Below are 24,361 nucleotides of genomic sequence, written 5' to 3'. Positions count from 1 at the left end.
GTGGTCAGCACCTTCGGATCCCTCGCGACGGCGTACTCCGGCCTCGCCGCGGCCCGGGCCGGCATCGACGTCACCGGCCAGAACATCGCCAACGCCGGCACAGCCGGGTACACGCGGCAGCGCGTCACGCAGAACTCGGTCCCCGCGACCCAGACCGGCTTCATGCGGGGCACCGCGGCCCTCGCCGGCCAGGGCGTCTCCGTCGACGGCATCGCCCGCCTGGCGTCCCTGACGCTCGACGCCGGCGTCCGCGTCGCCGCCGGTTCGTCGGCGTACGCCGACGCCCGCGCCAGCGCACTCTCCGCCCTCGAGACCGGACTGCACGAGCCCGGCAAGGACGGTCTGAGCGCAAAGCTGGATGCGTTCTGGTCGTCCTGGAGCGAGCTCGCCAGCCACCCCGACGACCCCGGTGCCGCGAGCGCGGTGCTCGGGGCCGCGGGCACCGTCGTCTCCGCCCTGGCCGCCGGATCGAAGGCCGTCGATGCGCAGTGGTCGTCGGTGCGCGGCTCCCTGACCGGCCAGGTCGCCCAGCTGAACGGCGCCGCGGAGCAGGTCGCGGACCTGAACGGCCGGATCCGCACCGCACTGGCGTCGGGCGGCACCGCCAACGAGCTGCTCGACCAGCGCGACCAGCTCACGCAGCAGATCGCCACGCTCGCCGGCGGCACCACCCGGACCAACGCCGACGGCACGGTCGACGTGCTCCTCGGTGGCAACCCGCTCGTGCAGGGCACCGACGCCCGCTCGGTCGCCCTCGGCGGCGGCGAGCGTCTGGCCGACGGCACCGCGGTCACCCTGACCTGGACCACCGGCACGGCCGGGGCCGTCGGGCTGAGCGGCGGGTCGATCGGCGGAGCCCTCGCCGTCCTGGCGCCCGCGTCCGGCACCGGCACCGGCGGGGCACTCGCCGAGGCGTCCGCGTCCTACGACGCCGTGGCCACCCGACTCGCCACCACCGTGAACGCCTTGCACACCACCGGGACCACCCCGGCCGGCGCCACGGGCGCACCGTTCTTCTCGCTCGCGACCGGTGTGCCCGCCGCCCAGGCGCTCGGCGTCGTCCCCACGGACGCCGGCGGCCTGGCGACGCGGAACGCGGCGGGCGAACTCGACGACTCGTTCGCCGACGCGCTCGCGCGACTCGGGGCGTCGTCCGACGGTGCCGACCAGGTCTGGGCGACGTTCGTGACGGGGGTGGGCACCGCCTCCAGGTCGGCGACGTCGGAATCGACGCTGACCGGACTCGCGCTCACCAACGCACGCACCCAGCAGCAGTCGAGCGCCGGCGTCGACCTCGACGAGGAGAACGTGAACCTGCTGAGCTACCAGCACGCGTACCAGGGCGCCGCGCGCGTCCTGACCGCCGTCGACGAGATGCTCGACACCATCATCAACCGAGTCGGACTCGTCGGGAGGGGCTGATCGTGATCACCCGTGTGACCACCCAGATGTCGATGGCGGCCGCCTCGGCCCGGCTGCAGGCCGGTGCCGCGAAGGTCGCCGAGCTCACCGACCAGGCCACGACGCTGCGCGCCATCCAGAAGCCGTCCGACGACCCCGTCGGCACCGCGTCGTCGATGCAGGTGCGCAAGGAGCAGGCCGCTGCGGCGCAGTACTCGCGGAACGCAGACGACGCCGCGGCGTGGCTCGCGACCACCGACAGTGCACTGTCGAGCGTGTACGGGGTGCTCAACAACGTCCGCGACCTCACGGTCCAGGCCGCGAACTCGGGCACCATGAGCGAGACGAACCGCGACGCCTTCGTCACGCAGTTCCGGTCGCTCAAGGCCGACCTCGAGGCACGAGCCAACACCACCTACGGCACCCGTTCGGTGTTCGCGGGGTCGTCGACCGCCGCTGCCGCCCACGACCCGGCCACGGGTTGGGCGGCCTCAGGCACCGACGTGTCCCGGCGGATCGGTGACGGCACGACCGTCCGCGTCGACACCACCGGCACCGCGGTCTTCGGATCCGGTGACGACTCGGTGTTCGCCGTGATCGACTCCATCGTCAGCGACCTGCAGAACGGGGTGAACGTGAACGCGCGGATCAACGACGTGGACGGCGCGCTCGGGACCGTCCGCGGCGCCCAGGCCGACGTCGGGGTTCGGCACGCCGCCGCGCTCGCGGCGCAGGACTCACTGAAGTCCGCGACCGTCTCGCTCGAGAGCCGCCGCGCCGGCATCGAGGACGTCGACCTCGCCAAGGCCGTCCTCGACCTGCAGGTGCAGCAGACCAACTACCAGGCAGCCCTCGCCGTCACCGCGAAGGTCCTGCAGCCGACCCTGATGGACTACCTCCGATGAGCATCTCCCTGACCTTCGCCGTCCCGCCGTTCGGACTCGCTGCCGCGCCGGCCTTCGCCCTGTCGCCCGTCGACGGCGCCGAGGGGCTGTTCACGCTCGTCGGCGACGACGCGCGGCTGTTCCTGCTCGACGCCGCGGTGCACCTGCCGTCGTACGCGCCCGAGCTGACCGACGAGCAGGCCGCCGCGCTCGGGCTGACCGACCCCGCGGACGCGATGCTGCTGGTGGTCGCGAACCCCGGGGCGTCCGGCACCACGGTCAACCTGCTCGCGCCGATCGTCGTGAACGCCCGCACCGCCGTGGGCGCGCAGATCATCCTCGAGGAGCAGGACCTGCCGCTGCGGGCGGAGCTCGCGCGGGTGTAGCGCGCGCGGTCGCGCCGGGCGCACCCGTTCTGCGACATTCCACCAGTCGTTCTCGTCGTGCATCGTCGGAACATGCACACGCAGTAGTTGCGCGCACATCAGGCGACAACACACGAGTCGTTCGACGCGTGGATCGTCGGAACATGCACACGCACTGCAGGCGGTCAGTCCTCCACAGGGCGCTGTTACCGCCAGAGTCTCCACAGATCGGCGTCCGGAGCGTGCTGGATCTCCGCGTTCGGCGAGCCTGGTGTCATGTCCAGAGCGAACGACGTCGAACTGATCCGCACATCGGGCGCGACCTCCGCCGAACGCCGTGCCCTCGAACGCGACGTTCACCGCGGACGCTTCGAACGCCTCCGTCCGGGCGTCCTCGTCCACCCGGGTGCCCTCGACGGGCTGCACCCCGGCGAGCAGCACCATGTGCTCGTCCGGGCCTCGGCGCACCGGATCCGTGACACGGACGTCGTCTCACACCAGTCTGCCTGCGCCGTCCTCGGTCTGCCGTTGGTCGCAGCGGCACCGCCGAAGGTGCACCTCTCCGATCCGACCACGACGCACACTCGTGTCACGGCGTGGTTCGTCCGGCACGGCTCGCAGATGCGGCCGCCCGCGGTCAGGATCGACGAGGACTCGATACCCACGACGACCCCGGCGAGGACCGCGATCGACGTCGCTGCGACGCGCGCGTTGTTCGAGGCGCTGCCCGTCGTCGACTCCGTGCTCTCGCGTCGGCTCAGCGATCGCGCGACGCTCGAGGCGGAGTTCGCAGCGCTGACAGCAGCCCGCAGCAAGGCGGGCCTCGCGATCGCGATGGGGTCGGCACTGTCGGGGTCGCCGGCCGAGTCGGTGTGCCGGGTGCGGTTCCGCGAGCTCGGCGTGCCCGAGCCGGTGCAGCAGCACGTGTTCGCCCGGGCAGGATCGGAGACGGCGGTGGTGGACTTCTGGTTCCCGGACCAGGGCGTCGTGGTCGAGGTCGACGGCCGCGCGAAGTACGAGGACCCGGTGATGCTCGACGGGCGTTCGACCGCCGACGCGCACTGGCGCGAGAAACGACGTGAGGACTTCATCCGGTCGTGCCCCGGTGTCCGCGCGGTCATCCGGCTCTCCTGGTCCGACCTGATGCAGCCCGACCGGGTGCGGGCTGCGCTCCGGCGCGCAGGTGTGCCGTGCGGGTGACCCACCACGGACGGTCAGCGCGGGCGGTGCGGTGCCTCGGGGTGGTACTCCCGCTGGCGCTCCACCGTCGGCGAACCGGAGACTCCCCGGCCGTTCAGCACCCCGCCGACCACGACCTCGCCGACCCCCACGCGCACACCACGGACGGGCCCCGTGCCCTTGACCACACCGCCGCGGTGGTCCGGGTCGGGTTCGCGGTGGTCGCCGCCGTCCGCCAGTTCGACGTCCCGGACGGACACTGGCCCGAGCACCTGCGCGCCGGAGCCGATGCGCGCCGGCCCCTCGACGAGACACCCGGCCGTCAGGCGGGCGCGACCACCCACCACCACGTCGGATCCCGTCGCGATGATCGTCACCGGTCCGGGCCCGAGTTCGGCGTCCTCGCCGACGTGCACGGTCACCGCGGACGCGACGATGGTCACCGGCCCGGGGCCGAGTCGTGCTCCGGAAGCGACCGAGATCAGGCCGCCGTCGCGGGTCTCCAGGGTCGTGGACGGGTACAGCACGGCTCCGGGCAGAACGGTCACGCCGGCCCCGATCAGGACGGACCCGGGGTCGAGCACGCGGACGTCCGGTGCGAGGGCGGCGACCTCGTGGACGGGCAGGAACCCGGCCGCGCGGCGAGCCACGTCGAGGGGTCGCGCTGTCCGGTCGCCGTCCATCCAGCGAGCCTCCCACATGCCCGGCGTACGGTGAGCGCATGGCCCGCTCCCCGAAGGACCAGGCGATCGTGCCCCTGCCGAACGCCCAGGTCTCCCCCACGTCAGACGACTCCAGAACCCCGCAACCGCAACAACCCGCCGGATGGGTCAAGTTGCTCGACCGCGCCATCAGTGTGCAGCGGCCGGCGGTCGTGGCGCACGTCAAGGCGATCCGCCGCCGCAAGCCCGACGCCACGCCGGCCGAGGTCATCCAGATCCTCGAGCGGCAGTACCTCACGGCCGTGACGACCGGTGGTGCCGCGGTCGGTGCGAGCGCCGTGATCCCGGGCGTCGGGATGGTTGCCGCGCTCGGACTGAGCGGTGCGGAGACGATCGGGTTCCTCGAGACCACGGCGCTGTTCGCCCAGTCGGTGACCGAGGTGCACGGGATCGCCCTGGACGACCCCGAGCGCGCTCGCACCCTGGTGATGGCGATGATCCTCGGCGCCCCGGGGACGCAGCTGATCAAGCAACTCGGTGGACAGATCGCCGGTGGCCAGGTCCGGACCGCGTTCTGGGGCGAGATGGTGACCTCGTCCCTCCCGAAGCAGATGGTGAACGGCATCGGCGGACAGGTCCGAGACCAGTTCATCAAGCGCTTCGCCATCCGACAGGGCGGGTCGGTGCTCGGTCGGGCCCTGCCGTTCGGCATCGGCGCGGCCGTCGGTGGCCTCGGTAACCACGCGCTGGGCCGCAAGGTCATCCAGGCGTCGCGGACGGGCTTCGGCATGCCGCCGGCGCAGTTCCCGATCGTCCTGACCGTGACCCCCGCGGCCGAGAAGACCCGGCGTGCCCTGCCGTGGAAGCGTGGCGCGGGCAAGGACCAGGACCTCTGGACCGAGCCGGGCAACGACGACCACGGCACGAAACGCTGAACCCCGGCACGACGCGCTCAACCCCGGCACGACGCCCTGAACCCCGGCACGAAGCGCCGGACCAGGACACCAAGCGCTGACACAGGAACGGCCCGGGCAGCGTGCCCGGGCCGTTCCTGCGTCTGTGTCTGTGTCTGTTGCAGGCCGTGTCCTAGAAGGACCGCACGGGCGTCGTCACGACCTGTCCAGCGTGCGCGAACCCGCCCCCGAAGCCGAACAGCAGCGCCGGCACACCCTCGGGCAGGTCACCACGCTCCCACGCCTTCGACAGCCCGAGCGGCACACTCGCCGCCGAGGTGTTCCCGGACTCGACGACGTCGCGGATGACGAACTTGGACTCCCCGCCGAGCGCGGTCACGAGCGGCTCGATGATCCGCAGGTTCGCCTGGTGGAACGCGAACACCTCGATGTCGTCCATCGAGAGCCCCGCGGCTTCGACGACCTTGCGGGCGTGTCCCTCCGCCTCGGTGATGGCCCAGCGGTAGATCGAGCGACCCTCCTGGTTGAAGCGCCCCGGCGACCCCTCCACGCGGACGGCATCGAGCAGGTGCGGCACGCTCCCCCACGACACCGGCCCGATCTCGGGCGTCTCGGCGACACCTAACACGGCGGCGCCGGCTCCGTCACCGACGAGCACACAGGTCGACCGGTCGGTCCAGTCGGCGATGCCGGACAGCACCTCGGACCCGATCACGAGCGCGACGTCGGCCGAACCGGTCCGGATGGACTGGTCGGCGAGCCCGAGCGCGTACTCGAAGCCACTGCACGCGGTGTTGATGTCGATCGGCGCGGGGCCGTTCGTCATGCCGAGTGCGGCGGCGACCCGGCCGGCCGTGTACGGAGCGCGGTCCTGGTGCGTGGTGGACGCGACGATGACGAGTCCGACGGCCGAGGGCGACACCCCGGCGTCGGCGAGGGCACGGCGGCCGGCCTCGATCGCCATCGACGTGACGGTGTCCTCGGGCCCGGCGATCCGTCGGGTCTGGATGCCGGTGCGGGTGCGGATCCACTCGTCGTTCGTGTCGACCATCGTCGACAGTTCGTCGTTGGTCAGGATGCGTTCGGGCTGGTGGTGTCCGAACCCGAGGATCCGGCTGCCACGGAGTGCTGGGATGTTCACCGTCGGCACGTTACCCCCTCACCCCGAGCCAGCATGCCTGCCGAGGAATGCAGGCCCCGCCTCGCACCGTCACTTCCGCGCGGCGGCGGTCGCACGGTCGTTGGCCTTGCCGATCGCGTCGACCAGCTCGTCCTTGTTCATCTTCGACCGGCCGCGCACGTCGAGCCGCTTCGCGACGTCCATCAGGTGTGCCTTCGAGGCGTTCGCGTCGACACCGCCCTCGGTCTTCCCGGATGAGTCCGAGCCAGCACCACGCGAACCCGCGGCACCGGAGTCGGACGGGCCGGAGGACTCCTTCTCCTCCCAGTGGTCGCCGACCTTCTCGTACTCGTGCTTCACCGCGGCGAACGCGGTGCGGTGCGCGCGCTCGCCCGGTCCGTACGACTCGTTCGCCGAGTCGAGCGCCTTCTCGAAGATCTCCTGCGCGTGCTCCGGGGACCGCTGCAGGGTGCTGGGGATATCGTCCTTGGCTGGCATGGCTGCTCCTCTCGAGTGGTCCTCCCTGACTACTCCCCACCCCTCGACCGGTACTCCCAGGGCCTGGCGCCACCAGCGCGTCACGAGTAGACCCGTCTCATGGACTACACACACCTCGGACGGACAGGGCTGTCGGTTTCACGAGCAGTGCTCGGCACGATGAACTTCGGCCCGGAGACCAGCGAGGACGACTCGCACGCGATCATGGACCGGGCCCACGAGCTCGGCGTCAACTTCTTCGACACCGCCAACGGGTACGGCGGCTCGGTGGGCAAGGGTGCCACCGAGGAGATCATCGGCCGCTGGTTCGCCGAGGGCGGCGGGCGTCGCGAGAAGACCGTCCTCGCCACGAAGGTCTACGGCGAGATGATCGACTGGCCGAACGGCGGCAAGCTCAGCGCCCTGAACATCCGGCAGTCGCTCGACGCGAGTCTGCAGCGGCTGCAGACCGACCACATCGACCTGTACCAGTTCCACCACGTCGACCGTGCGACGCCGTGGGACGAGATCTGGCAGGCGATCGACGTCGCCGTGCAGCAGGGCAAGGTGCTCTACGTCGGCTCGTCGAACTTCGCCGGCTGGCACATCGCCCAGGCGCAGGAGGCCGCGAAGCGCCGCAACACCTTCGGCCTGGTCAGCGAGCAGTCGATCTACAACCTCGTGGTCCGCGACGTCGAGCGCGAGGTCCTGCCCGCCGCCCGTGCGTACGGCCTCGGCGTGATCCCGTGGTCGCCGCTGCAGGGCGGCCTGCTCGGCGGCGTCATCGAGAAGACGGAGAACGGCTCGCGTCGCCTGTCCGGCCGCAGCGCCGAGTACGTCGATTCGCACCGTGACCAGCTCACCGCGTACGAGTCCTTCGCGAAGGAACTCGGGCACACCCCCGGGGAGCTCGCCCTCGCTTGGCTGCTGCACCAGCCCGGCGTCACCGCGCCGATCACCGGCCCGCGCACGATGGAGCAGTGGGAGTCCGCGGTCCGCGCTGTCGACATCCGCCTCGACCAGCGTGCACTCGACCGGCTCGACGAGATCTTCCCGGGGCACACGACCTCGCCGGAGGACTACGCCTGGTGACGGAACCAACGGAACCAACGGATCGCTGACGCGACCATCTGCCTGGAGGCGCGGTGCGGGTCCGACCCGCACCGCGCCTCCGAAGCCGCTTCCGTGCCGACGCGCCAGCGGCGGACCGACCGTGACCGGTGGAGAGCCTCCCGTCCGTGGTCACGTCGAACACGCGACCCAGCGACACGACGACGGGCCCCGCGCTGCTGTGTGCGCGGGGCCCGTCGTCGTACGGGTGGTGCCTGGTGACTAGCGGACGCTGACCGGGCTGTCGTCGGTCTGCTCGTACAGGACGTAGCCCTCCTCGCCGTGGACGGCGGTGTCGATGCCCGCGACCTCGTCCTCGGTCTTGACGCGGAAGCCCATGGTCTTCTCGATGATCCAGCCGATGAGGAAGGCCAGGACGAACGAGTAGGCGCCGACGGCACCGGCTGCGGCCGCCTGCTTGCCGAGCTGCTCGAACGAGCCGGAGTAGATCAGGCCGGTGTCGTTGGCGAAGAACCCGAGGAACAGGGTGCCGAAGATGCCGCCGACCAGGTGCACGCCGACCACGTCGAGCGAGTCGTCGAAGCCCAGGCGGTACTTCCAGTCGATGGCGAAGCAGCAGACGATGCCGGCGAGGAAGCCGAGCAGGATGCCCCAGCCCGGGGTCAGGTTGGCACAGGCCGGGGTGATCGCGACCAGGCCGGTGACGGCACCCGAGGCGGCACCGACAGAGGTGGCCTTGCCGTCCTTGAGCTTCTCGACGAGCAACCAGCCGAGGACCGCGGCTGCGGGAGCGGCGAGCGTGTTGATCCAGGCGAGCGACGCGACGCCGTTCGCGGCACCGGCGGAGCCGGCGTTGAAGCCGAACCAGCCGAACCACAGGATGGCGGCACCGAGCAGGACGAAGGGCGGGTTGTGCGGCTTGTGCGCGCCCTTGGCGAAGCCGACGCGCTTGCCGAGGACGATCGCCAGGGCGAGACCCGCCGCACCGGCGTTGATGTGCACCGCGGTGCCACCGGCGAAGTCGATGACGCCCCACGTGGCGGCCCAACCGGAGGTCAGGTTGAAGACCCACGAGGCGACCGGGAAGTAGACGACCGTGACCCAGATGCCGGCGAAGACCATCCACGCGCCGAACTTGGCGCGGTCGGCGATGGCGCCGGAGATGAGCGCGACGGTGATGATCGCGAAGGTGGCCTGGAAGCCGACGAAGGCGAGGTCGGGGTAGGTGGCGGCGAGCGTGGTGGCCTGGGACTGTTCGAACGCCTGGCCGAGGCCGATCTGGTTCCAGTCGATGCTGAAGAACCCGACGACGCCGCTGACGGCCGTGTGCGGCCCCGTGTTGGCGAAGGCGATCGCGTAGCCGTACAGCACCCAGAGGACGCCGACGAGCGCGATCGCACCGAAGGACATCATCATCATGGAGATGACGGACTTCGCCTTCACCAAACCGCCGTAGAAGAAGGCCAGGCCGGGTGTCATGAACAACACCAGCGCAGCCATGATCATGATGAAGCCTGTCTGGCCCTGATCAAGCATCTGTTCACCTCTCGATTGCACGAGCGGCTCTTGGACCGCCTCGGGTGTCACCGAGTCTGGCGAGGCGAGGTTTCACGAGGGAGCACGAACTGTTTCGCGGATGTAACGCGACCGCGCCGTTTGTAAACGTCGTGTTTCCAGCGGCCCGATGTCCCCTGCGCGAGGGGCAGGAGACCGCCGTGGACAGATCGGTCCGGGCAGGGAGCGACGTTCAGGCGCGGGTGAGCGCCACGACGCGGGACGCCGCGCGCAGGTACTTCTTGCGGTAGCCGCCCTCGAGCATCACGTCGGGGTACACCTGGTCGAGCGGGGTCCCCGAGGCGACGATCCGCACCTGCGCGTCGTACAGCCGGTCCACCAGGGCGACCCAGCGCAGCGCGTCGGTCTGGTCGGTGAACGCCCGGACGTCGGTCAGTCCGACGGCGTCCAGGTCCTCGACCAGCGCGACGTACTTCGACGGGTGCACGGAACCCAGGTGCGCCACCACCGCTCCGAAGTCGTCGAGCGTGACCGCGCCCGTGGGCAGCAACCCGGCGACGTCGTCGACGACGGCAGCGGACTCGTCCACCGCACGTCGGCGGTAGTCGAGGCCGTCGATGCGCATGGTGTCGAAGCGGTCGGACATCGCCTGGATCTCGCGCAGGAAGTCCTGCGCGGCGAAGCGTCCTTCGCCGAGCGCCCCCGGCGGCGTGTTCGACGTCGCGGCGAAGCGGGTGCCCGTCTCGGTCAGTTCCTTGATGAGCCGGGTCATCACCATCGTGTCGCCCGGGTCGTCGAGCTCGAACTCGTCGATGCACACCAGGTCGGTGCCGCGGAGCAGGTCGACCGTCCCCTGGAACCCCAGTGCCCCGACGAGCGCGGTGTACTCGATGAAGGTGCCGAAGGTCTTCCGCCCGGTGGCCGCGTGGTACGCCGCCGCGAGCAGGTGGGTCTTGCCGACACCGAAGCCGCCGTCCAGGTAGACCCCGGACTTGGCCGACGGTTCCGCCGACTGCTTGCGCCTCCCGAACAGCCCGCGCCGTGGGGCCTCGGCGGGCCCTGCGGTCACGAAGGCGGCGACGGCATCGCGGACCGAGGCCTGCGAGGCGTAGTCCGGGTCCGGCCGGTACGAGTCGAACGACGCGTCCGTGAACTGCGGCGGGGGCACGAGCGCCGCGGCCATCTGCTGCGGGGTCACCCGGGGATCACGGTCGACGAGGTGAGCGGGCAATCGGGGGACCCTTCCGGGAAGCATGTCGTGGGGTGTCACGTTGCGTCAGGGGCACGGTACGTCCGCGTACCGTTGCCCACAGGCACCGACGCCCGATCCTAGTCCGGCGCCAGCAGCACGCTCCCCAGCACCACGCTCCCCCGCACCCCTGGAGGTACCCCCGATGACCGCACCGGTCGACCCGTCCGAGCAGTTCGCCGCCTACGCGCACCCGGAGCGCCTCGTCTCCACCGAGTGGCTGCAGGAGCAACTGGACGCCGGTGCCGGCGCGCCCGACCTGGTGGTCGTCGAGTCCGACGAGGACGTCCTGCTCTACGAGACCGGACACATCCCCGGCGCTGTGAAGGTCGACTGGCACACCGACCTCAACGACCCGGTGCAGCGCGACTACATCGACGGCGCCGCGTTCGCCGAGCTCCTCGGCGGCAAGGGCATCGGCCGCGACACCACCGTCGTGATCTACGGCGACAAGAACAACTGGTGGGCCGCGTACGCCCTCTGGGTGTTCACCCTGTTCGGCCACCAGGACGTCCGCCTGCTCGACGGCGGCCGCGCCAAGTGGATCGCCGAGGACCGCGCCCTGACCACCGACGAGACCCCCGTGACGCCCGTCGACTACCCCGTCGTCGAGCGCCACGACGAGCCCGTCCGTGCCTTCAAGGACGACGTCCTCGCGCACCTCGGCAAGCCGCTCATCGACGTCCGGAGCGCCCCGGAGTACAGCGGGGAGCGCACGACCGCGCCCGACTACCCGGAAGAGGGCGCGCTGCGCGGCGGGCACGTCCCCACCGCGGTGAACATCCCCTGGGCCACGGCGGCGGCGCCCGACGGCACCTTCCGGTCGCGCGCTGAACTCGACGCGATCTACCGCGAGGGCGCCGGCATCGGTGACGCCGACCAGGTCATCGCGTACTGCCGCATCGGTGAGCGTTCGAGCCACACCTGGTTCGTCCTGCAGCACCTGCTCGGCTACGCCGACGTCCGCAACTACGACGGTTCGTGGACCGAGTGGGGCAGCGCCGTCCGCGTCCCCATCGTGCAGGGATCCGAGCCGGGTACGGTTCCGAACCGATGAACGCCAGCACCGACGCCACACTCCCCGCCACCCTCGCCGAGATCCGCGACGACTTCCTCGCCCTGGGCCAGAAGGACCGCCTGCAGCTCCTCCTCGAGTTCTCGAACGAGCTGCCGGCGCTGCCCGAGCGCCTGCAGGGGCACGAGGACGAACTCGAACGCGTCGAGGAGTGCCAGTCCCCCGTCTTCATCACCGTGACGGTGGGCGAGGACGGCGACGCCCCGGACGTCGTCCGGATGCACGCCACCGCACCGCGCGAGGCACCGACCACCCGCGGCTTCGCCTCGATCCTGGCGCAGGGCCTGTCCGGCCTGACCGTCGAGCAGGTGCTCGCCGTCCCGACGGACTACCCGTTGACCATCGGCCTGTCCGAGGCGGTCAGCCCGCTGCGGATCCGCGGCATGGTGGGCATGCTCGGTCGCGTCCAGCGGCAGGTGCAGGCTGCGGTCGCGTAGACGCGACCCACTGACGGACGGGAGGCCCGTGGCGACACCGCCACGGGCCTCCCGTCCGTCGGTTCAGCCAGTCCTCTGGCATTTCAGTCGCTGGCCGTGCCAGGATGGGCCGGTCAGCACCATGGGGGGAATTGACGATGGCGAAGATCCACGGGAACGATCCGACCGGCTACTCGTACGGCGCGGCGGACACGCTCAAATCGGCTTCGACGGCGCTCGCGTCGTCGATCGGCGGCCAGTCCGGATCGCGGTCGTCGTCGGTGACGACCGCGAGTGCAGAGTTCCGGGGGTACTTCTCCGAGGTCTTCGCGGACAACGCCGACATCGGTGCGCGCAGCGCGACGAAGCTCGTCGAGTCGTTGCAGAGCCTGTCGGGGTTCGTGCAGGAGCTCCGCGACGCCGCGAAGGACGAGGACGACCGGCGGAAGCAGGCGAAGGCGTGGGACGCCCGCAAGCGTGAACGCGAGGAGAACCTCCTCGTCGCTGCCGGGCACGAGGTCTCGACGTGGTTCGGCGGGGGCGACGACCCGAAGCCGCCGGAGCCCGAGCCGGAGCCGCGACTGCAGGCGGAGGAGGTCAGCGTCAAGGGCCGCGAGATCCCCGCGGGTGGTGGGACCAGCGGTGGGACGTCGTCGGCCGTCCCCGAAGACCTCCGCTCCTTCGAGGCGAACACCCGGACGCTCGACTCGGACCTGTCGAGCGCCGTCTCCACGTTCCGCAACGCCCTGAGCGACTACGAGGCCGAGTGCAACCCCTGCTGGGGCACCCTGAACGCCCAGTCGCTGCTGACCGCGGTGAACGACTGGCTCACGGCGAACGGGCAGGACGCCGACTGGGCGGGCACCGTCGCCGCGCAGTTCGAGGCCGCCGGTGGTGGTGCCGGGCCCGCGACGCTGTCGGACGCGGCGATCGCGGCCGCCCTGTCCTCGGCGGGGATCGACGCCGGACGTGACGACTTCACCATCGGACCCTTCTCGGCGATGGGAACGCCCCCGACCAACGGGTTCGCCGACGACCCCGTGAACACCGCGACAGGGAACTTCCTCGAGCCCGAGACCGACCTGTCCTTCGCGGGGCAGGCTGCGTCGCTCCGGCTCACCCGGATGTACAACTCGCTCGACGGCCGCATCGGGGTGTTCGGGCTCGGCTGGTCCTCGATCCTCGACATCCGGCTCGAGGTCAGCGACGATGTTGCTTCGGTCGTGCTCGACGACGGTCGGCAGGTCGACTTCCCGCGACAGGGGGACGGGTGGGGCCGCGGCGTCGACGAGGACCTGTGGCTCCGGGCCGAGCAGGACTCGCTCGTCGTGCGGGACAACGCCGGCGGTCGGTGGGCGTTCACGCCGTCCGGACTGTGGCTGAGCTGTGCGCGTGGAGCGGGCACCGCCGTGACCGTGCGACGCGACGAGCACGACCGGATCACCCGGCTCTCGCACGTGTTCGGGCGGTTCGTCGACATCGAGTACCGCGGCGACCGGGTGGCGTCGGTGACGGCGTCGGACGGGCGACGCGTCGAGTACCACTACGACGACGCCCGCCGGCTGGTCCGGACGACCGATGCCGTCGGCAGTCGCGTGTACCGCTGGAACGCGGACGGGCTGATCGACCGAGTGACCGCGGCGACGGGGGTCGTCGAGTGCGAGAACACCTACGACGACCGCGGCCGGGTCGTCGAGCAGCGCACACCGTTCGGTCGACAGGTCCGGTTCACGTACCTGCGGGGGCGGGTCACCTCGGTGTCGGACGTCGACGGGGCCCACGCGAACACCTGGATCGCCGACCGGAAGGGCCGCGTCGTCGGGATCATCGACACCGACGGGCAGCGCCAGTCGATGTCGTACGACCCGCACGGCAACCTCGTCTCGGTGACCGAGCGCGACGGCCAGGTGACCGTCCATGGGTACGACGAGCGGGGACGGCGCGCCCGGACCGTGACACCGGAGGGCGCCGACCTGACCTTCGGGTACGACGAGCAGGACCGCATGACCACGGTGGTCACCGCGAACGGCGGGGTGGTCGAGTACGAGTACGCGGGCGAGGACCGGAACCCCTCCGTCGTCATCGACCCTGTCGGCGGTCGCACGCTGCTCGAGTGGCGGGACGGCCTGCTCGTGGGGACGACCGATCCGATGGGCGTGGTCGTCTCCTTCCACCACGATGCGTCCGGTGAGCTCATCGGGGTCGAGAACGCCGTCGGTGACACCGCGCAGTTGGTCCGCGACCCTGGAGGCCGGATCATCGAGGCGGTCACACCGCTCGGCAACCGGACCCGGTACCGCTACGACGCCGCCGGACTGCTCACCGCGCGTGAGGACCCGGACGGCGGGCTGTGGCGGTTCGAGCACGCGACGGCGGTCGGGTCACGGCGACGATCGACCCGACCGGTGCCCGCACCGAGGTCGCCTACGGCCAGCACGGCGAGATCGTGTCCACCACGGATCCCCTCGGTCGCGTCGTGACGAAGGACTTCGACGCCTTCGGCAACGTCTCGTCGATGACCCTGCCCGACGGTGCCGAGTGGGCGTTCGTGCACGACGCGCTCTCCCGACTCGAAGCCGTGGTCGACCCGGCCGGCGGCACCTGGAAGCGCGAGTACGACGCGGTCGGAGCCCTCGGTGCCACGGTCGACCCGACCGGTGTCCGCACCGAGGTGCGTCGCTCGCGCGCGGACGGCGTCTCCACGGTTCGCGACGCCTTCGACGCCGTTTCCGTGACGACCGACGAGTTCGGGCGTCCGACCCGGTTCGAGCACGCGGACACGTCCGCCGAACTCACGACGTACGACGCCTGCGGCCGCCCGGTCGAGCTCGTCGGCGCGGACGGGGGCCTCACCCGGATCGAACGTGACCTCGCCGGACGCGTCGTCGCCGTCACCACCCCGGCTGGCCGAACCACCCGGTACGAGTACGACGCGTGCGGTCGCCCGGTCAACGCGATCGACCCGGCCGGCGCACGCACCACGCTGACCTATGACGCCGATTCGCGGGTCGTCGCGCGCACCCTGCCGACCGGCGAGGTCGCCCGGACCGAGTACGACCGCCAGGGTCGGGTCGTCCACGCCGACGTCCCCGGAGTCGGCACCGTGCGGTACCGGTACGACCGGGTCGGTCGCGTGGTCTCGGCGCGGGACACCCGCTTCGGCAAGCGGAGCTTCCGGTACGACGCCGCCGGACAGCTCGTCGCCGCGGTGAACGGGCTCGGCGGCACCACCCGCTACGAGTACGACCAGCGTGGACGACTCGTCCGCACCGTCGATCCGCTGGGTGGCGTGACCGTCCGGACGTACACGCAGCTCGACAAGGTGGCCTCGTCCACGGATCAGCTCGGGCGCACGACGATCGCGACCTACGACACCGCCGGACGACAGCTCACCCAGACCGACCCGGACGGCGCTGTGCTGCGGTGGGAGTACGACGCAGCTGGTCGGGAATCCGCGCAGTACGCCGGTGACCGGTTGATCGGCCGCATCGACCGCGATTCCCGCACCCGCACGGTGACGATCACCGACGAGACCCGTCCGGACTCCCCCACCGCCCACGTCCTCGAGTTCAGCCGACTCGGGCAGCTCGTCCGCCGCTCAACCGGCGCGCGCGAAACGCGGTGGACCCACGATGCCGACGGGCTCCGCACCTCGGTGCAGTCTCCCGACGGGTCCACGACCCGGTACGAGCACGACGCGGCAGGGCGGGTCGTCCGGGTCGAGCACTCGGTCTTCGGCGAGGCCCGGTACGAGCACGACGCGGCAGGGCGACTCCTGCAGGCCCGCGCCGGCGATCAGCTGCAGACCTGGGAGTACGTGAACGGACACGTGGTCCGGCACGCGCGCATCGACGCGGAGGGCACGCAGGTCAGCACGGTCGCACGCGACGCCGATGGGCGGATCACCCGGGTCGACGGCGCCGGGAAGAGCGTCTCCTACGAGCACGACGATGCCGCACAGCTCGTGGCCGCCGTCCACGAGGGTGGTCGCACGGACTGGGTCTACGACGCGGCGGGGCGTCTGGTCGAGGAACGGACGGACTCCGCGGCCCGACGGTTCACGTACGACGCCGCCGGACAGCTGAGCAGGGTCGACGCTCCGGACGGATTGCCCGAAGTGGAGTACGCCTACGACGGCGCTGGTCGTCGGGTGCAGGCGCTCCGAGCCGACGGCGTGACGACCACGTACGGCTGGACCCCGCAGGGTCACCTCACCGGGGTGGCGGAGTCCACCGCGGCAGGCAGCACCACAACCGACCTGCAGGTCGACGCCCTCGGTGAACTCGCCGATGTCGACGGCGTCCCGATCGACTGGGACACCGCCGCGTTCGCGCCGACGCTCCTGGCCGTCGGTGACGAGCCGGTGCTCCGCGCTCCCGGCGGCCTGATCGGGGTGGACGACCGCTGGATCACCAGCGGTCGACGCACGACCAGAGCAGCCGACGAAGCCGACCCGTGGCAGACGCTCGTCGACCTCGGCGGCTCCGGTCTGCCGGGCGGGGTCGCCCTCGGCGCCGACGGTTCGCTGCAGGTCGCCGGCCTGGAGTGGATGGGTGCTCGCGCCTACGACTCGTCGTCGCGCGGCTTCCTGTCCGTCGACCCGATCAGCGCGCCCGCCGGAGCAGCCTGGGCCGGCAACCCGTACTCGTTCGCCGGCAACGATCCGCTGCACGCCATCGACCCGCTCGGTCTCGCGCCCGTCACCGACGCGGAGCTGGAGGCCTACGCGGCAGCCGAACAGGGTCCGCTCGCCCGGGCCGCTGCAGCCACCGGTGACTGGTTCGCGGACAACTGGGAGTACGTCGCCGGCGGTGCCATGGTCGTCGCGGGCGGGGTGCTCGTCGCCACCGGCGTCGGCGGTCCGGTCGGCATGATGCTGATCAGCGCCGGTGCCGACACCATCATCCAGAAGGCCACCACCGGCGAGGTCAACTGGGGCCAGGTCGCCGTCAGCGGGGCCTTCGGTGCCGTCGGCGGTGGCGCCGGAGCCCTGATCGGCAAGCAGCTGGTCAAGAACGCAGCAGAAGGTGCGGCGGAGAACGTCGCGAACTACGCGGTGAGTGGCCAGCCGGTGACCCCCGGCGGCCTGCTCCGGAACGCTGCCGAGGGTGCGGCGACGTCGGCGGCCACCGGCGGCACGATGTCGAAGGTCCACCTGCCGACGTCCGTGGCGAAGCTCGGCGACGAGACGCCGGTACCACCGGGCATCATCTACCGGCGCACGGACATCACCGACGGCCTGAAGCCCTACATCGGACAGACCAAGAGTGAAGACCACTTCCTCCTGCGCCAGGCCGCTCACGCACGAGAACACCCGGATGCGGCGTTCAGATTTGAGAGGATCGACAGGGGGCACCCAGGAGTCGACCTGGACCGTCGAGAAGAGTTCCACATTCGCAACGAAGGCGGACCCACGAACAAGGGCAACCCGGATGGCGGCCTGTCCAACAAGCGCCACCAGATGAGCGACAAGCGTTACGACGCGGCAGGAGGAAGCCCGTATTGAGTACGAAACAGCAGGTCTACAGGGTCTCGATCGGCGACATCTTCACAGTGCCCCTCGGCGACGGCAGGGCTGCCCTCGGACAAGTGATCGGCAAGTACAAGAGTTCGTTCTACGTCGTCGTCTTCGATCTGGTCGTTCCTGAAGATGCAGTTCAGAGCCTCGACCTCAGCGAGGTGGCCGCAACTCCGCCACTCCTGGCCCGGATGACGTTCGACGCCCGATTCCGACCGGGGATGTGGCAGATAGTGGGCCACCGCGCTCCGGATCAGGCACGTTTCCTGCCCGCCTACAGCTTCGGATCAGACGACTACGACGGAGTCCGGGTGACGAACTTCGACGGAACGAGAATGCGCCGGGCAACGGGACAGGAGGCTACCCAGGTCCCGCGGCTCACGATCGATTCCCCGATCGTCCTCGAGAAGGCGGTTCGTGCTCACTTCGGTCTGGAACCGTGGCTCCCGGCTTACGACGAAGTTCGATATCGTCCAACTCCTACGTCGTCCGAATTGTTCGGCGACTAGCAGTCCGTGAACGACGATCCTGAATCAACCAGGGAGATCATGATCTGGATGAGGAAGAGGAACGTCGACAGTCTTGAACTTCCGGGGTTCACAGATGCGACGCGGGATGAACTCCGCCGGCCCTCTGTCGTCGGCTCCGCGCAGATTTCGGACGAGTGAACGATCGTGACCCGTGACACGGCAGACTCCACCGGGGGCGCGATGACCCTCGAGCGCGCGGGCACGCTCGACCTCATAGGCGTCGACTTCCGGCTTGAGCTGGGGTTCGGCAACGCCTACCGCGTCCAGCTCGAATCCGAGTGCACCGTCACCGACCGGTCCGGAAGCACCGCGGTCGTCGATCCCGACCGCAAGGACTCACTGCTCCCGGTTCTGCGGCTGTTCGGTGCCGAGCTCGTTCGGAGTTCGACCGAGAACGGCGTACTGACGCTGATCTTCGACGGCGGGGACACCCTCGTCGCCGGTCCCGATGCCGAGTTCGAGTCCTGGCAGGTCTCCGGGCCGAAGAGTCGCCCGGCCCGCACCGAGCCGCCGACCGGGAGCACGAGCACGGGCACCGGCACGGAAGGAGATCGAGGATGAGCGGCGTTCCGCGCCAGCCCTTCGCGCTGGACATCGCCGGCGACACCGTCGACCTCATCAGCATCGGACCAGACGTGACGATCCGCTTCTCGAGCGGTGCTTCGCTCCGGTTCGAGACCGACTTCGCGCTGACAGGCTCTGACGGGGAACACGCGTTCCTCGATCCCGGCGACAAACCGTCCCTGCTCGACCTCCTTGCCCTGCACAACAAGGTCGTCTCGGACGGTGCAGTCACGGGCGCGCGGATCGCCATCCGGTTCGCCTCGGGTGAGTTGCTCGAGGGCTGGTCGAACCGCCGAGGTCCGTCCTGGCACTACAGCGAACCGGGGCGCGCACGAGTGGACATCGACGTTCTGCCCGACGGCGAGGTCCGGTACCGACACAGCCCGTCGTCCGCGGAGATCAGACGGTGACGGACGTGCCCCCGGCCATCTCGATCCACCATCTCCGAGCGGTCACCAACGGAACGACTGTGGACCTGCCAGATCGTGTCGTCGAGGTCCTCGCCGCAGTGGGATCGGACGCGCAAGTGCTCGTCTCCGACGTGTCCGCACGCTCGTTCGCAGCGGTCATCCGGCGGTCCTACTCGAAGCAGGAGCCGAACCTCGTGCCGTTCATCGACCCACTCGAAGCCCTCGGCGACGAGCTGGTCCTGATCTGTCAGGTCGAGCACGGGGATGAACTCGTGACGGTCGTGTTGCGCGCGACGGACCGAACGCTCGTGGCAGCCACGACGATCGACCGCTCCGTCGGACTCGTCCACATCACCGTCCAGGAACTGCGCACGCGCCTGCGCGCATCAGACGCCCCGGGGGCGGAACTGGCGCTCACGGTGGCATCGCAGTGTCCGGCCGAACAACGGGTCCGCGTCTTCGAACAGGGCGCCCTTTCGACGGCACGGACCTTCCTGACGAAGTACACAATGGCGGCCAAGAGTGGCTCCGACGTCCGCGGGCTCGACGAGTTCGCCAGTGCGCTCGTGCCGCTCGGCGACGAGCAGCCGGGGTTGTGCACCGTGCAGGCTGACACCGCGGTCGCGATCATCGCGTTCACGCCAGGCAGGACCGACGTCCTCGCTGCCATGAGCGTGGGTGGCTTCTCGCCACAGGTCGAGACGACAGAGGAGACCGGATGACCACGACATTGCCGAACGACCTCGAGATGGTCACGTACACGATCCCCGCTGATCACATCGTGCTGCCCGATCTGGTCCAGTTCTCCTCAGAGCTCGATTCACCCGGGCTCGTCTGGGTCCTCACGACGCTGTACGCCATCACGTCCCCTGCTCAACCAGGTCCACCTGCCGACAGCGGTGAACAAGCTCGGCGACGAGCTCCCGACGGCCTTCGAAGCTCAGAAGATCTGCCGTGTCTCCGGCGGAGATGCTCAGGCGACCGGTGCCTCATGGACACCTTCCCACCCTGGTTCTGTTGCCAACCACCGCGACGTCGCAGGGCTACCGTCAGGGAAGACTGAGCCCGGTCACAGCGTGAACTCGGGGCAGTTCCTGCTCGAAGCAACGTTGCGCGACTCCCTCCCCAACGGCAACGGCATCGATCCGGAGAACTGACATGCAAGAAGTCTTCTTTCTCTCGTCCATGGACAGCAAGCGGTTCTCGTCCGTCTTCCGGTGCGAAGTGGAACGACCGATCGAGCTCCCGAACGGTCACCATGCGCTGATGGTCACCTGCGATCCCCCGCTGAACGGTCAGGAGCTCGGCCACCCGCTGGGCGTCGGGGAGCTGTTGCTCTGGGGTCGCTTCGAAGACGAAGACCTCTGGACCTTCCCCGCCTTCCCGCACTTCGTGCAGATCTGTCTCCCTGACGTCGATCTGCCTGTCCATGCCATGCCTCCGAGCATCGCATGGGGCGAGATCTACAAGACCGAGGCAGACGCGAACGCCCACGAGATGAGCGCTCGCCCGCGCTCCTCGACGAAGTGATCGATCTGGTCGGCAAGCTCCGGCAGACTCGCGAACCGCCCGACGAGGCAGCAGGAAGCGCCTCGAACGGAACGAATGCCGGACCACCCGCTTCGTGAGCCGGAATGGTCGGGTGTCGGACGGTGACCCGACCATTCCTGGTCACCAAGCGACCGAACGGGGGCAACGACGGACGGGAGGCGCGGTACCAGCTGGCACCGCGCCTCCCGTCCGTCGTTCGGTCGTCTCTACCGCGCGCTGGCCGCGCCGCGCCGCTGGACCACCTCGGTGAGCCACGCGAGGATCCGGGCGTCGAACCAGTCGGCGTCGTGGTTCCAGAGCTTCGTGTGCCGGGCCGTGGTCTGGATCTCGAGCCGGACCAGGTCGGGCCGCGCGCGGGCCAGGTCATGCGAGGCCGAGGACGGCACGAAGCCGTCGTCGTCGCTGTGCAGCAGCAGGATCGGCACCGTGAGTTCGTCCGCACGGGTGACCATGTCGAGCTCGCGCAGGTCGACGGGCCGCTGCAGCCCGGCCAACCGGTACAGCACGGGCGTGCGGAGCAGGCGCTGTGCGACCTTGCGGACCGGCCGCGGCAGGCGCAGGAGCTGGCTCTGCGACTTCAGGACGGCGTGCCAGTCGACCACGGGTGACTCGAGCACGACCCCGTCGACCAGCCCGGCGAACCGCGAGCGGAGCAGGGTCTGCAACACGACGGCGCCACCCATCGACCAGCCCATCAGCACGACGCTCTGGGCGTCCTGCGCGGTGAGCCAGCGGAGCACGGAGTCGACGTCCTCCCACTCGGTGCTGCCGAGGCCGTAGCGACCGTCGACGCTGGGCGGGGCGACGCCGTCGTTCCGCCACGAGGCGAGGACGACCGAGTAGCCGGCGGCGCGGAAGACCGGGACGGCGCGGATGGTCTCGGCGCGGGTGACACCACGGCCGTGCACCAGCACGGCCCACGGGGCGTCCGGATCGTCGGCGCGGACGACCCATGCCGGGGCAGGGCCGTTCGGGGTGGGGATGTCGACGTCCTCGACGGGCACGTCGAGTTCGCCGGGTGTCAGGTAGAACCAGCCGCCCCAGCGACCGCGACGGGCGGCGGTCGGGTCGCCGGCGTCGATGGCGATGATGCGGCGGGTGACGGTGGTGTCGGTCGTGCCGAGCACTTCGCCGACGCGCATGTGTCCGGTGCCGCCGCCGAACCAGAGCGAGTAGCGGCCCTGCAGTTCCGTGTCCGCGGTGCGCTCGATCGTGACGGTCTTCCGGACCGGGTCGACGGCGTGGATCGGCACGCGCTCGTTGCGCTTGCGGTCAGGCGTGACGACGGCGCGGGCGACGGCGGCGACGAAGCCACCGATGACGGCCGTCCCCACCGCTGCTGCTGCCAGACCGGCGCCGAGTGCGATGAACCCGGCCGATCGAGCGGTCTCCTGGACGACGTCCTCGGCGGGTCGCGCGGATCGGGACATGGCCCGGAGCCTAGTCTGCATGTGTGTCCGAAACCCGAGAGCCCGACGCCTTCGCGCGGCTCCGCGCGTTCGTGTCCGGCGGCAGCGGCCGTGCCGAGACCACCGTCACCGAGATCCCCTCGCCGACCCGGATCGCACCGTTCTCGATCGCCCTGGCGGCGGACGTGTCCGGCACCGCGCACGGGGTCGAGTCGGACCTGGGCACCGGGCGCTTCATCGCCCTGTACGACCCGGAAGAACCCGAGGGCTGGGGTGGCGCGTTCCGCGTCGTCTCGTTCGCCCAGGCGCCGCTCGAACCGGAGATCGGCGTCGACGAGTTCGTCGCGGACGTGACGTGGAGCTGGCTCGTCGACGCGCTCGAGTCGCACGGTGCGACGTACGACCACGCCTCGGGCACGGCCACCAAGATCATCTCGCGCGGGTACGGCGACCTCGCCGCACAGGGCGACGGCGCCCAGCTGGAACTCCGCGCGTCGTGGACACCACGCGGCGACGACCTCACCGCACACGTCCGGGCCTGGCAGGACATCGTCGCCATGCTCGCCGGTCTGCCTCCCGCATCGGACGGCGTGACCCTGCTGGCCCCGAGGAGGCTCGCCAAGTGACCGATCCCGCTCCCCAGGACGCCGCCAGCCCCGCTGCCGGCTCGGCTGCTCCGGCTGCCGCTGCCGGTTCGACTGCTCCGGCCGCCGCTGCCGGTTCGGCTGCTCCGGCCGCCGCTGCCGGCTCGACTGCTCCGGCCGCCGCTGCCGGCCCCGCCTTCGAGGCGTCGCACGACGCCGTCAAGGTCATCGACACGCACGACGAGTACCTCGACGCGGTCGCCGCCATCGCCGCCGGGCACGGCCCCGTCGCGGTCGACGCCGAACGCGCCAGCGGCTACCGCTACTCGCAGCGCGCGTACCTGATCCAGGTGTTCCGCCGTGGTGCCGGTGCGTTCCTGTTCGACCCGATCCCGATCGGCGACTTCTCCGCCCTGCAGGACGCCATCGTCGACGAGGAGTGGCTGTTCCACGCCGCCTCGCAGGACCTGCCGTGCCTGCAGGAGGTCGGCCTCGTCCCGACCCGCATCTTTGACACCGAACTCGGCGCCCGCATCGCCGGCTTCCCCCGTGTCGGCCTCGGTGCCGTCGTCGAGCAGTTGCTCGGCATCACCCTGGCGAAGGCGCACTCGGCCGCCGACTGGTCCACCCGTCCCCTGCCCCAGTCGTGGCTCGTCTACGCATCGCTCGACGTCGAGCTGTTGCCCGACCTGCGCGACGCCCTCGCCGAGAAGCTCGACGAGGCCGGCAAGTCCCGCATCGCGGCCGAGGAGTTCGACGCGGTGCTGCACCGTGCACCGAAGCCGGCCCGCGCCGAGCCGTGGCGTCGGTTGTCGGGCATGCACGCGCTCCGTGGTGCCCGCGCCCTGGCGATCGCCCGGTCGCTGTGGCTCGCCCGTGACGAGTACGCCCGACAGGCGGACATCGCCCCGGGCCGCACCATCCCCGACGCCGCGATCGTCGCCGCTGCGGCCGCCGCACCCGAGTCGCGCGCCGAGCTGGGGGCGCTGAAGGCCTTCACGGGCCGCGCCAGCCGTTCCGAGCTCGACCGCTGGTGGGCCGCCGTCGACGAGGGCCGCACCACCGAGGACCTCCCCCGCCTGCGTGGTGCCGGCGAGGCGACGCTCCCGCCGCCGCGCGCCTGGGCCGACCGCAACCCCGCGGCCGACCGCCGGTACAAGGCCGCGCGCGCCGCGGTGACGAAGCGTGCCGAGGAGCTCGACATCCCGCTCGAGAACCTGCTCACGCCGGAGACGCTCCGGCTCGTGTCGTGGGCACCGCCGTCGCCGGTGTCGACCGAACTGGTCGGAGCCGCCCTCGCCGAGCACGACGCGCGCCCGTGGCAGGTCGAGGAACTCTCGTCGATCATCGCGTCTGCCTTTGTCGTTGCTGCACAGCGGCCCGCCGCGACGGACGACGACGAGTCGTAGGAACTGCCCAACCGGCATGCGGCCGCCCAGGGTGGGGGCATAGCGTCGGCAGGGTCGC

General features: G+C 70.6%; 24 protein-coding genes. 18 read left to right on the top strand and 6 right to left on the bottom strand.

Annotated features, from left to right (window positions below):
- From flgK to H489_RS23520, 4 genes are all read left to right on the top strand, one after another.
- On the top strand, window positions 1–1,422 hold the full coding sequence (gene flgK / locus H489_RS23535) for a flagellar hook-associated protein FlgK (RefSeq protein ID WP_017886128.1): 1,422 nt from the start codon (window positions 1–3) through the stop codon (window positions 1,420–1,422).
- Between the two features lie 2 nt (window positions 1,423–1,424).
- Complete coding sequence (locus H489_RS23530; RefSeq protein ID WP_017886127.1) at window positions 1,425–2,306, top strand: flagellin; 882 nt, start codon at window positions 1,425–1,427, stop codon at window positions 2,304–2,306.
- On the top strand, window positions 2,303–2,671 hold the full coding sequence (fliW, locus tag H489_RS23525) for a flagellar assembly protein FliW (RefSeq protein ID WP_017886126.1): 369 nt from the start codon (window positions 2,303–2,305) through the stop codon (window positions 2,669–2,671). Before H489_RS23530 ends, fliW begins: the two co-directional genes overlap by 4 nt.
- A gap of 255 nt (window positions 2,672–2,926) precedes the next feature.
- The gene (locus H489_RS23520) at window positions 2,927–3,850 is read left to right on the top strand and encodes a hypothetical protein (protein ID WP_017886125.1); all 924 of its coding nucleotides are present in this window, start codon (window positions 2,927–2,929) and stop codon (window positions 3,848–3,850) included.
- Window positions 3,851–3,864: 14 nt separating this feature from the next.
- Here H489_RS23520 and H489_RS23515 read toward each other — a convergent pair whose 3' ends face one another.
- On the bottom strand, window positions 3,865–4,530 hold the full coding sequence (locus H489_RS23515; protein WP_017886124.1) for a hypothetical protein: 666 nt from the start codon (window positions 4,528–4,530) through the stop codon (window positions 3,865–3,867).
- Between the two features lie 20 nt (window positions 4,531–4,550).
- On the opposite strand from H489_RS23515, the gene H489_RS23510 reads away from it, so the two are divergent.
- A complete protein-coding gene (locus H489_RS23510) occupies window positions 4,551–5,426 on the top strand; it encodes a hypothetical protein (RefSeq protein WP_152427158.1) in 876 nt (291 codons plus the stop codon).
- Between the two features lie 151 nt (window positions 5,427–5,577).
- Here the strand turns inward: H489_RS23510 and H489_RS23505 are convergent, their stop codons facing one another.
- Both H489_RS23505 and H489_RS23500 read right to left on the bottom strand, forming a co-directional pair.
- Window positions 5,578–6,546, bottom strand: a complete 969-nt coding sequence (locus H489_RS23505; protein ID WP_017886122.1) for a beta-ketoacyl-ACP synthase III — start codon at window positions 6,544–6,546, stop codon at window positions 5,578–5,580.
- Window positions 6,547–6,615: 69 nt separating this feature from the next.
- Window positions 6,616–7,023: a ChaB family protein gene (locus tag H489_RS23500; protein WP_017886121.1), complete on the bottom strand. Its 408-nt coding sequence runs from the start codon at window positions 7,021–7,023 to the stop codon at window positions 6,616–6,618.
- 99 nt (window positions 7,024–7,122) lie between these two features.
- On the opposite strand from H489_RS23500, the gene H489_RS23495 reads away from it, so the two are divergent.
- A complete protein-coding gene (locus H489_RS23495; RefSeq protein WP_031259266.1) occupies window positions 7,123–8,094 on the top strand; it encodes an aldo/keto reductase in 972 nt (323 codons plus the stop codon).
- A gap of 240 nt (window positions 8,095–8,334) precedes the next feature.
- On the opposite strand, the gene H489_RS23490 is transcribed toward H489_RS23495, so the two are convergent.
- A complete protein-coding gene (locus H489_RS23490; protein WP_017886119.1) occupies window positions 8,335–9,579 on the bottom strand; it encodes an ammonium transporter in 1,245 nt (414 codons plus the stop codon).
- A gap of 241 nt (window positions 9,580–9,820) precedes the next feature.
- Window positions 9,821–10,843 (bottom strand): cell division protein ZapE, encoded by a 1,023-nt coding sequence (zapE, locus tag H489_RS23485; protein WP_031259264.1) that lies wholly within the window; start codon window positions 10,841–10,843, stop codon window positions 9,821–9,823.
- Window positions 10,844–10,982: 139 nt separating this feature from the next.
- Here zapE and H489_RS23480 point away from each other — a divergent pair, with 139 nt between their 5' ends.
- From H489_RS23480 to H489_RS23445, 10 genes are all read left to right on the top strand, one after another.
- Window positions 10,983–11,894, top strand: a complete 912-nt coding sequence (locus tag H489_RS23480) for a sulfurtransferase (RefSeq protein WP_017886117.1) — start codon at window positions 10,983–10,985, stop codon at window positions 11,892–11,894.
- Complete coding sequence (locus tag H489_RS23475) at window positions 11,891–12,349, top strand: SufE family protein (protein WP_017886116.1); 459 nt, start codon at window positions 11,891–11,893, stop codon at window positions 12,347–12,349. The genes H489_RS23480 and H489_RS23475 overlap by 4 nt, the downstream gene beginning before the upstream one ends.
- Window positions 12,350–12,486: 137 nt before the next feature.
- Window positions 12,487–14,808: a DUF6531 domain-containing protein gene (locus H489_RS37265; protein ID WP_031259263.1), complete on the top strand. Its 2,322-nt coding sequence runs from the start codon at window positions 12,487–12,489 to the stop codon at window positions 14,806–14,808.
- Between the two features lie 35 nt (window positions 14,809–14,843).
- Window positions 14,844–17,834 (top strand): RHS repeat-associated core domain-containing protein, encoded by a 2,991-nt coding sequence (locus H489_RS38600; RefSeq protein WP_413813391.1) that lies wholly within the window; start codon window positions 14,844–14,846, stop codon window positions 17,832–17,834.
- Entirely contained in the window at window positions 17,831–18,355 is a 525-nt protein-coding gene (locus H489_RS23465) for an Imm26 family immunity protein (RefSeq protein ID WP_017886115.1), read from the top strand. The genes H489_RS38600 and H489_RS23465 overlap by 4 nt, the downstream gene beginning before the upstream one ends.
- 6 nt (window positions 18,356–18,361) lie before the next feature.
- Window positions 18,362–18,514, top strand: a complete 153-nt coding sequence (locus H489_RS38035) for a hypothetical protein (RefSeq protein ID WP_156155263.1) — start codon at window positions 18,362–18,364, stop codon at window positions 18,512–18,514.
- A gap of 6 nt (window positions 18,515–18,520) precedes the next feature.
- Window positions 18,521–18,937, top strand: a complete 417-nt coding sequence (locus H489_RS23460; RefSeq protein WP_017886113.1) for a DUF6188 family protein — start codon at window positions 18,521–18,523, stop codon at window positions 18,935–18,937.
- Entirely contained in the window at window positions 18,934–19,350 is a 417-nt protein-coding gene (locus H489_RS23455; RefSeq protein WP_017886112.1) for a DUF6188 family protein, read from the top strand. Before H489_RS23460 ends, H489_RS23455 begins: the two co-directional genes overlap by 4 nt.
- Window positions 19,351–19,409: 59 nt before the next feature.
- Window positions 19,410–20,072, top strand: a complete 663-nt coding sequence (locus H489_RS23450) for a hypothetical protein (RefSeq protein ID WP_017886111.1) — start codon at window positions 19,410–19,412, stop codon at window positions 20,070–20,072.
- Between the two features lie 436 nt (window positions 20,073–20,508).
- Window positions 20,509–20,880: a hypothetical protein gene (locus tag H489_RS23445; protein ID WP_017886110.1), complete on the top strand. Its 372-nt coding sequence runs from the start codon at window positions 20,509–20,511 to the stop codon at window positions 20,878–20,880.
- A gap of 227 nt (window positions 20,881–21,107) precedes the next feature.
- On the opposite strand, the gene H489_RS23440 is transcribed toward H489_RS23445, so the two are convergent.
- Window positions 21,108–22,331: an alpha/beta fold hydrolase gene (locus tag H489_RS23440; RefSeq protein ID WP_017886109.1), complete on the bottom strand. Its 1,224-nt coding sequence runs from the start codon at window positions 22,329–22,331 to the stop codon at window positions 21,108–21,110.
- 23 nt (window positions 22,332–22,354) lie between these two features.
- Between H489_RS23440 and H489_RS37605 the strand changes: the two genes are divergently transcribed.
- Both H489_RS37605 and H489_RS37260 read left to right on the top strand, forming a co-directional pair.
- Window positions 22,355–22,936 carry a DUF3000 domain-containing protein gene (locus tag H489_RS37605; protein WP_017886108.1) on the top strand — a complete coding sequence of 194 codons (582 nt, stop codon included), beginning with the start codon at window positions 22,355–22,357 and terminating at the stop codon, window positions 22,934–22,936.
- The gene (locus H489_RS37260; protein ID WP_017886107.1) at window positions 22,933–24,303 is read left to right on the top strand and encodes an HRDC domain-containing protein; all 1,371 of its coding nucleotides are present in this window, start codon (window positions 22,933–22,935) and stop codon (window positions 24,301–24,303) included. The genes H489_RS37605 and H489_RS37260 overlap by 4 nt, the downstream gene beginning before the upstream one ends.
- The last annotated feature ends 58 nt before the right edge of the window (window positions 24,304–24,361 follow it).

Source organism: Curtobacterium flaccumfaciens UCD-AKU, from assembly GCF_000349565.1.
Lineage (GTDB): Bacteria > Actinomycetota > Actinomycetes > Actinomycetales > Microbacteriaceae > Curtobacterium > Curtobacterium poinsettiae.
Note: the sequence above shows the minus strand (reverse complement) of the source record. Positions and strands in the feature narration are given on the sequence as shown.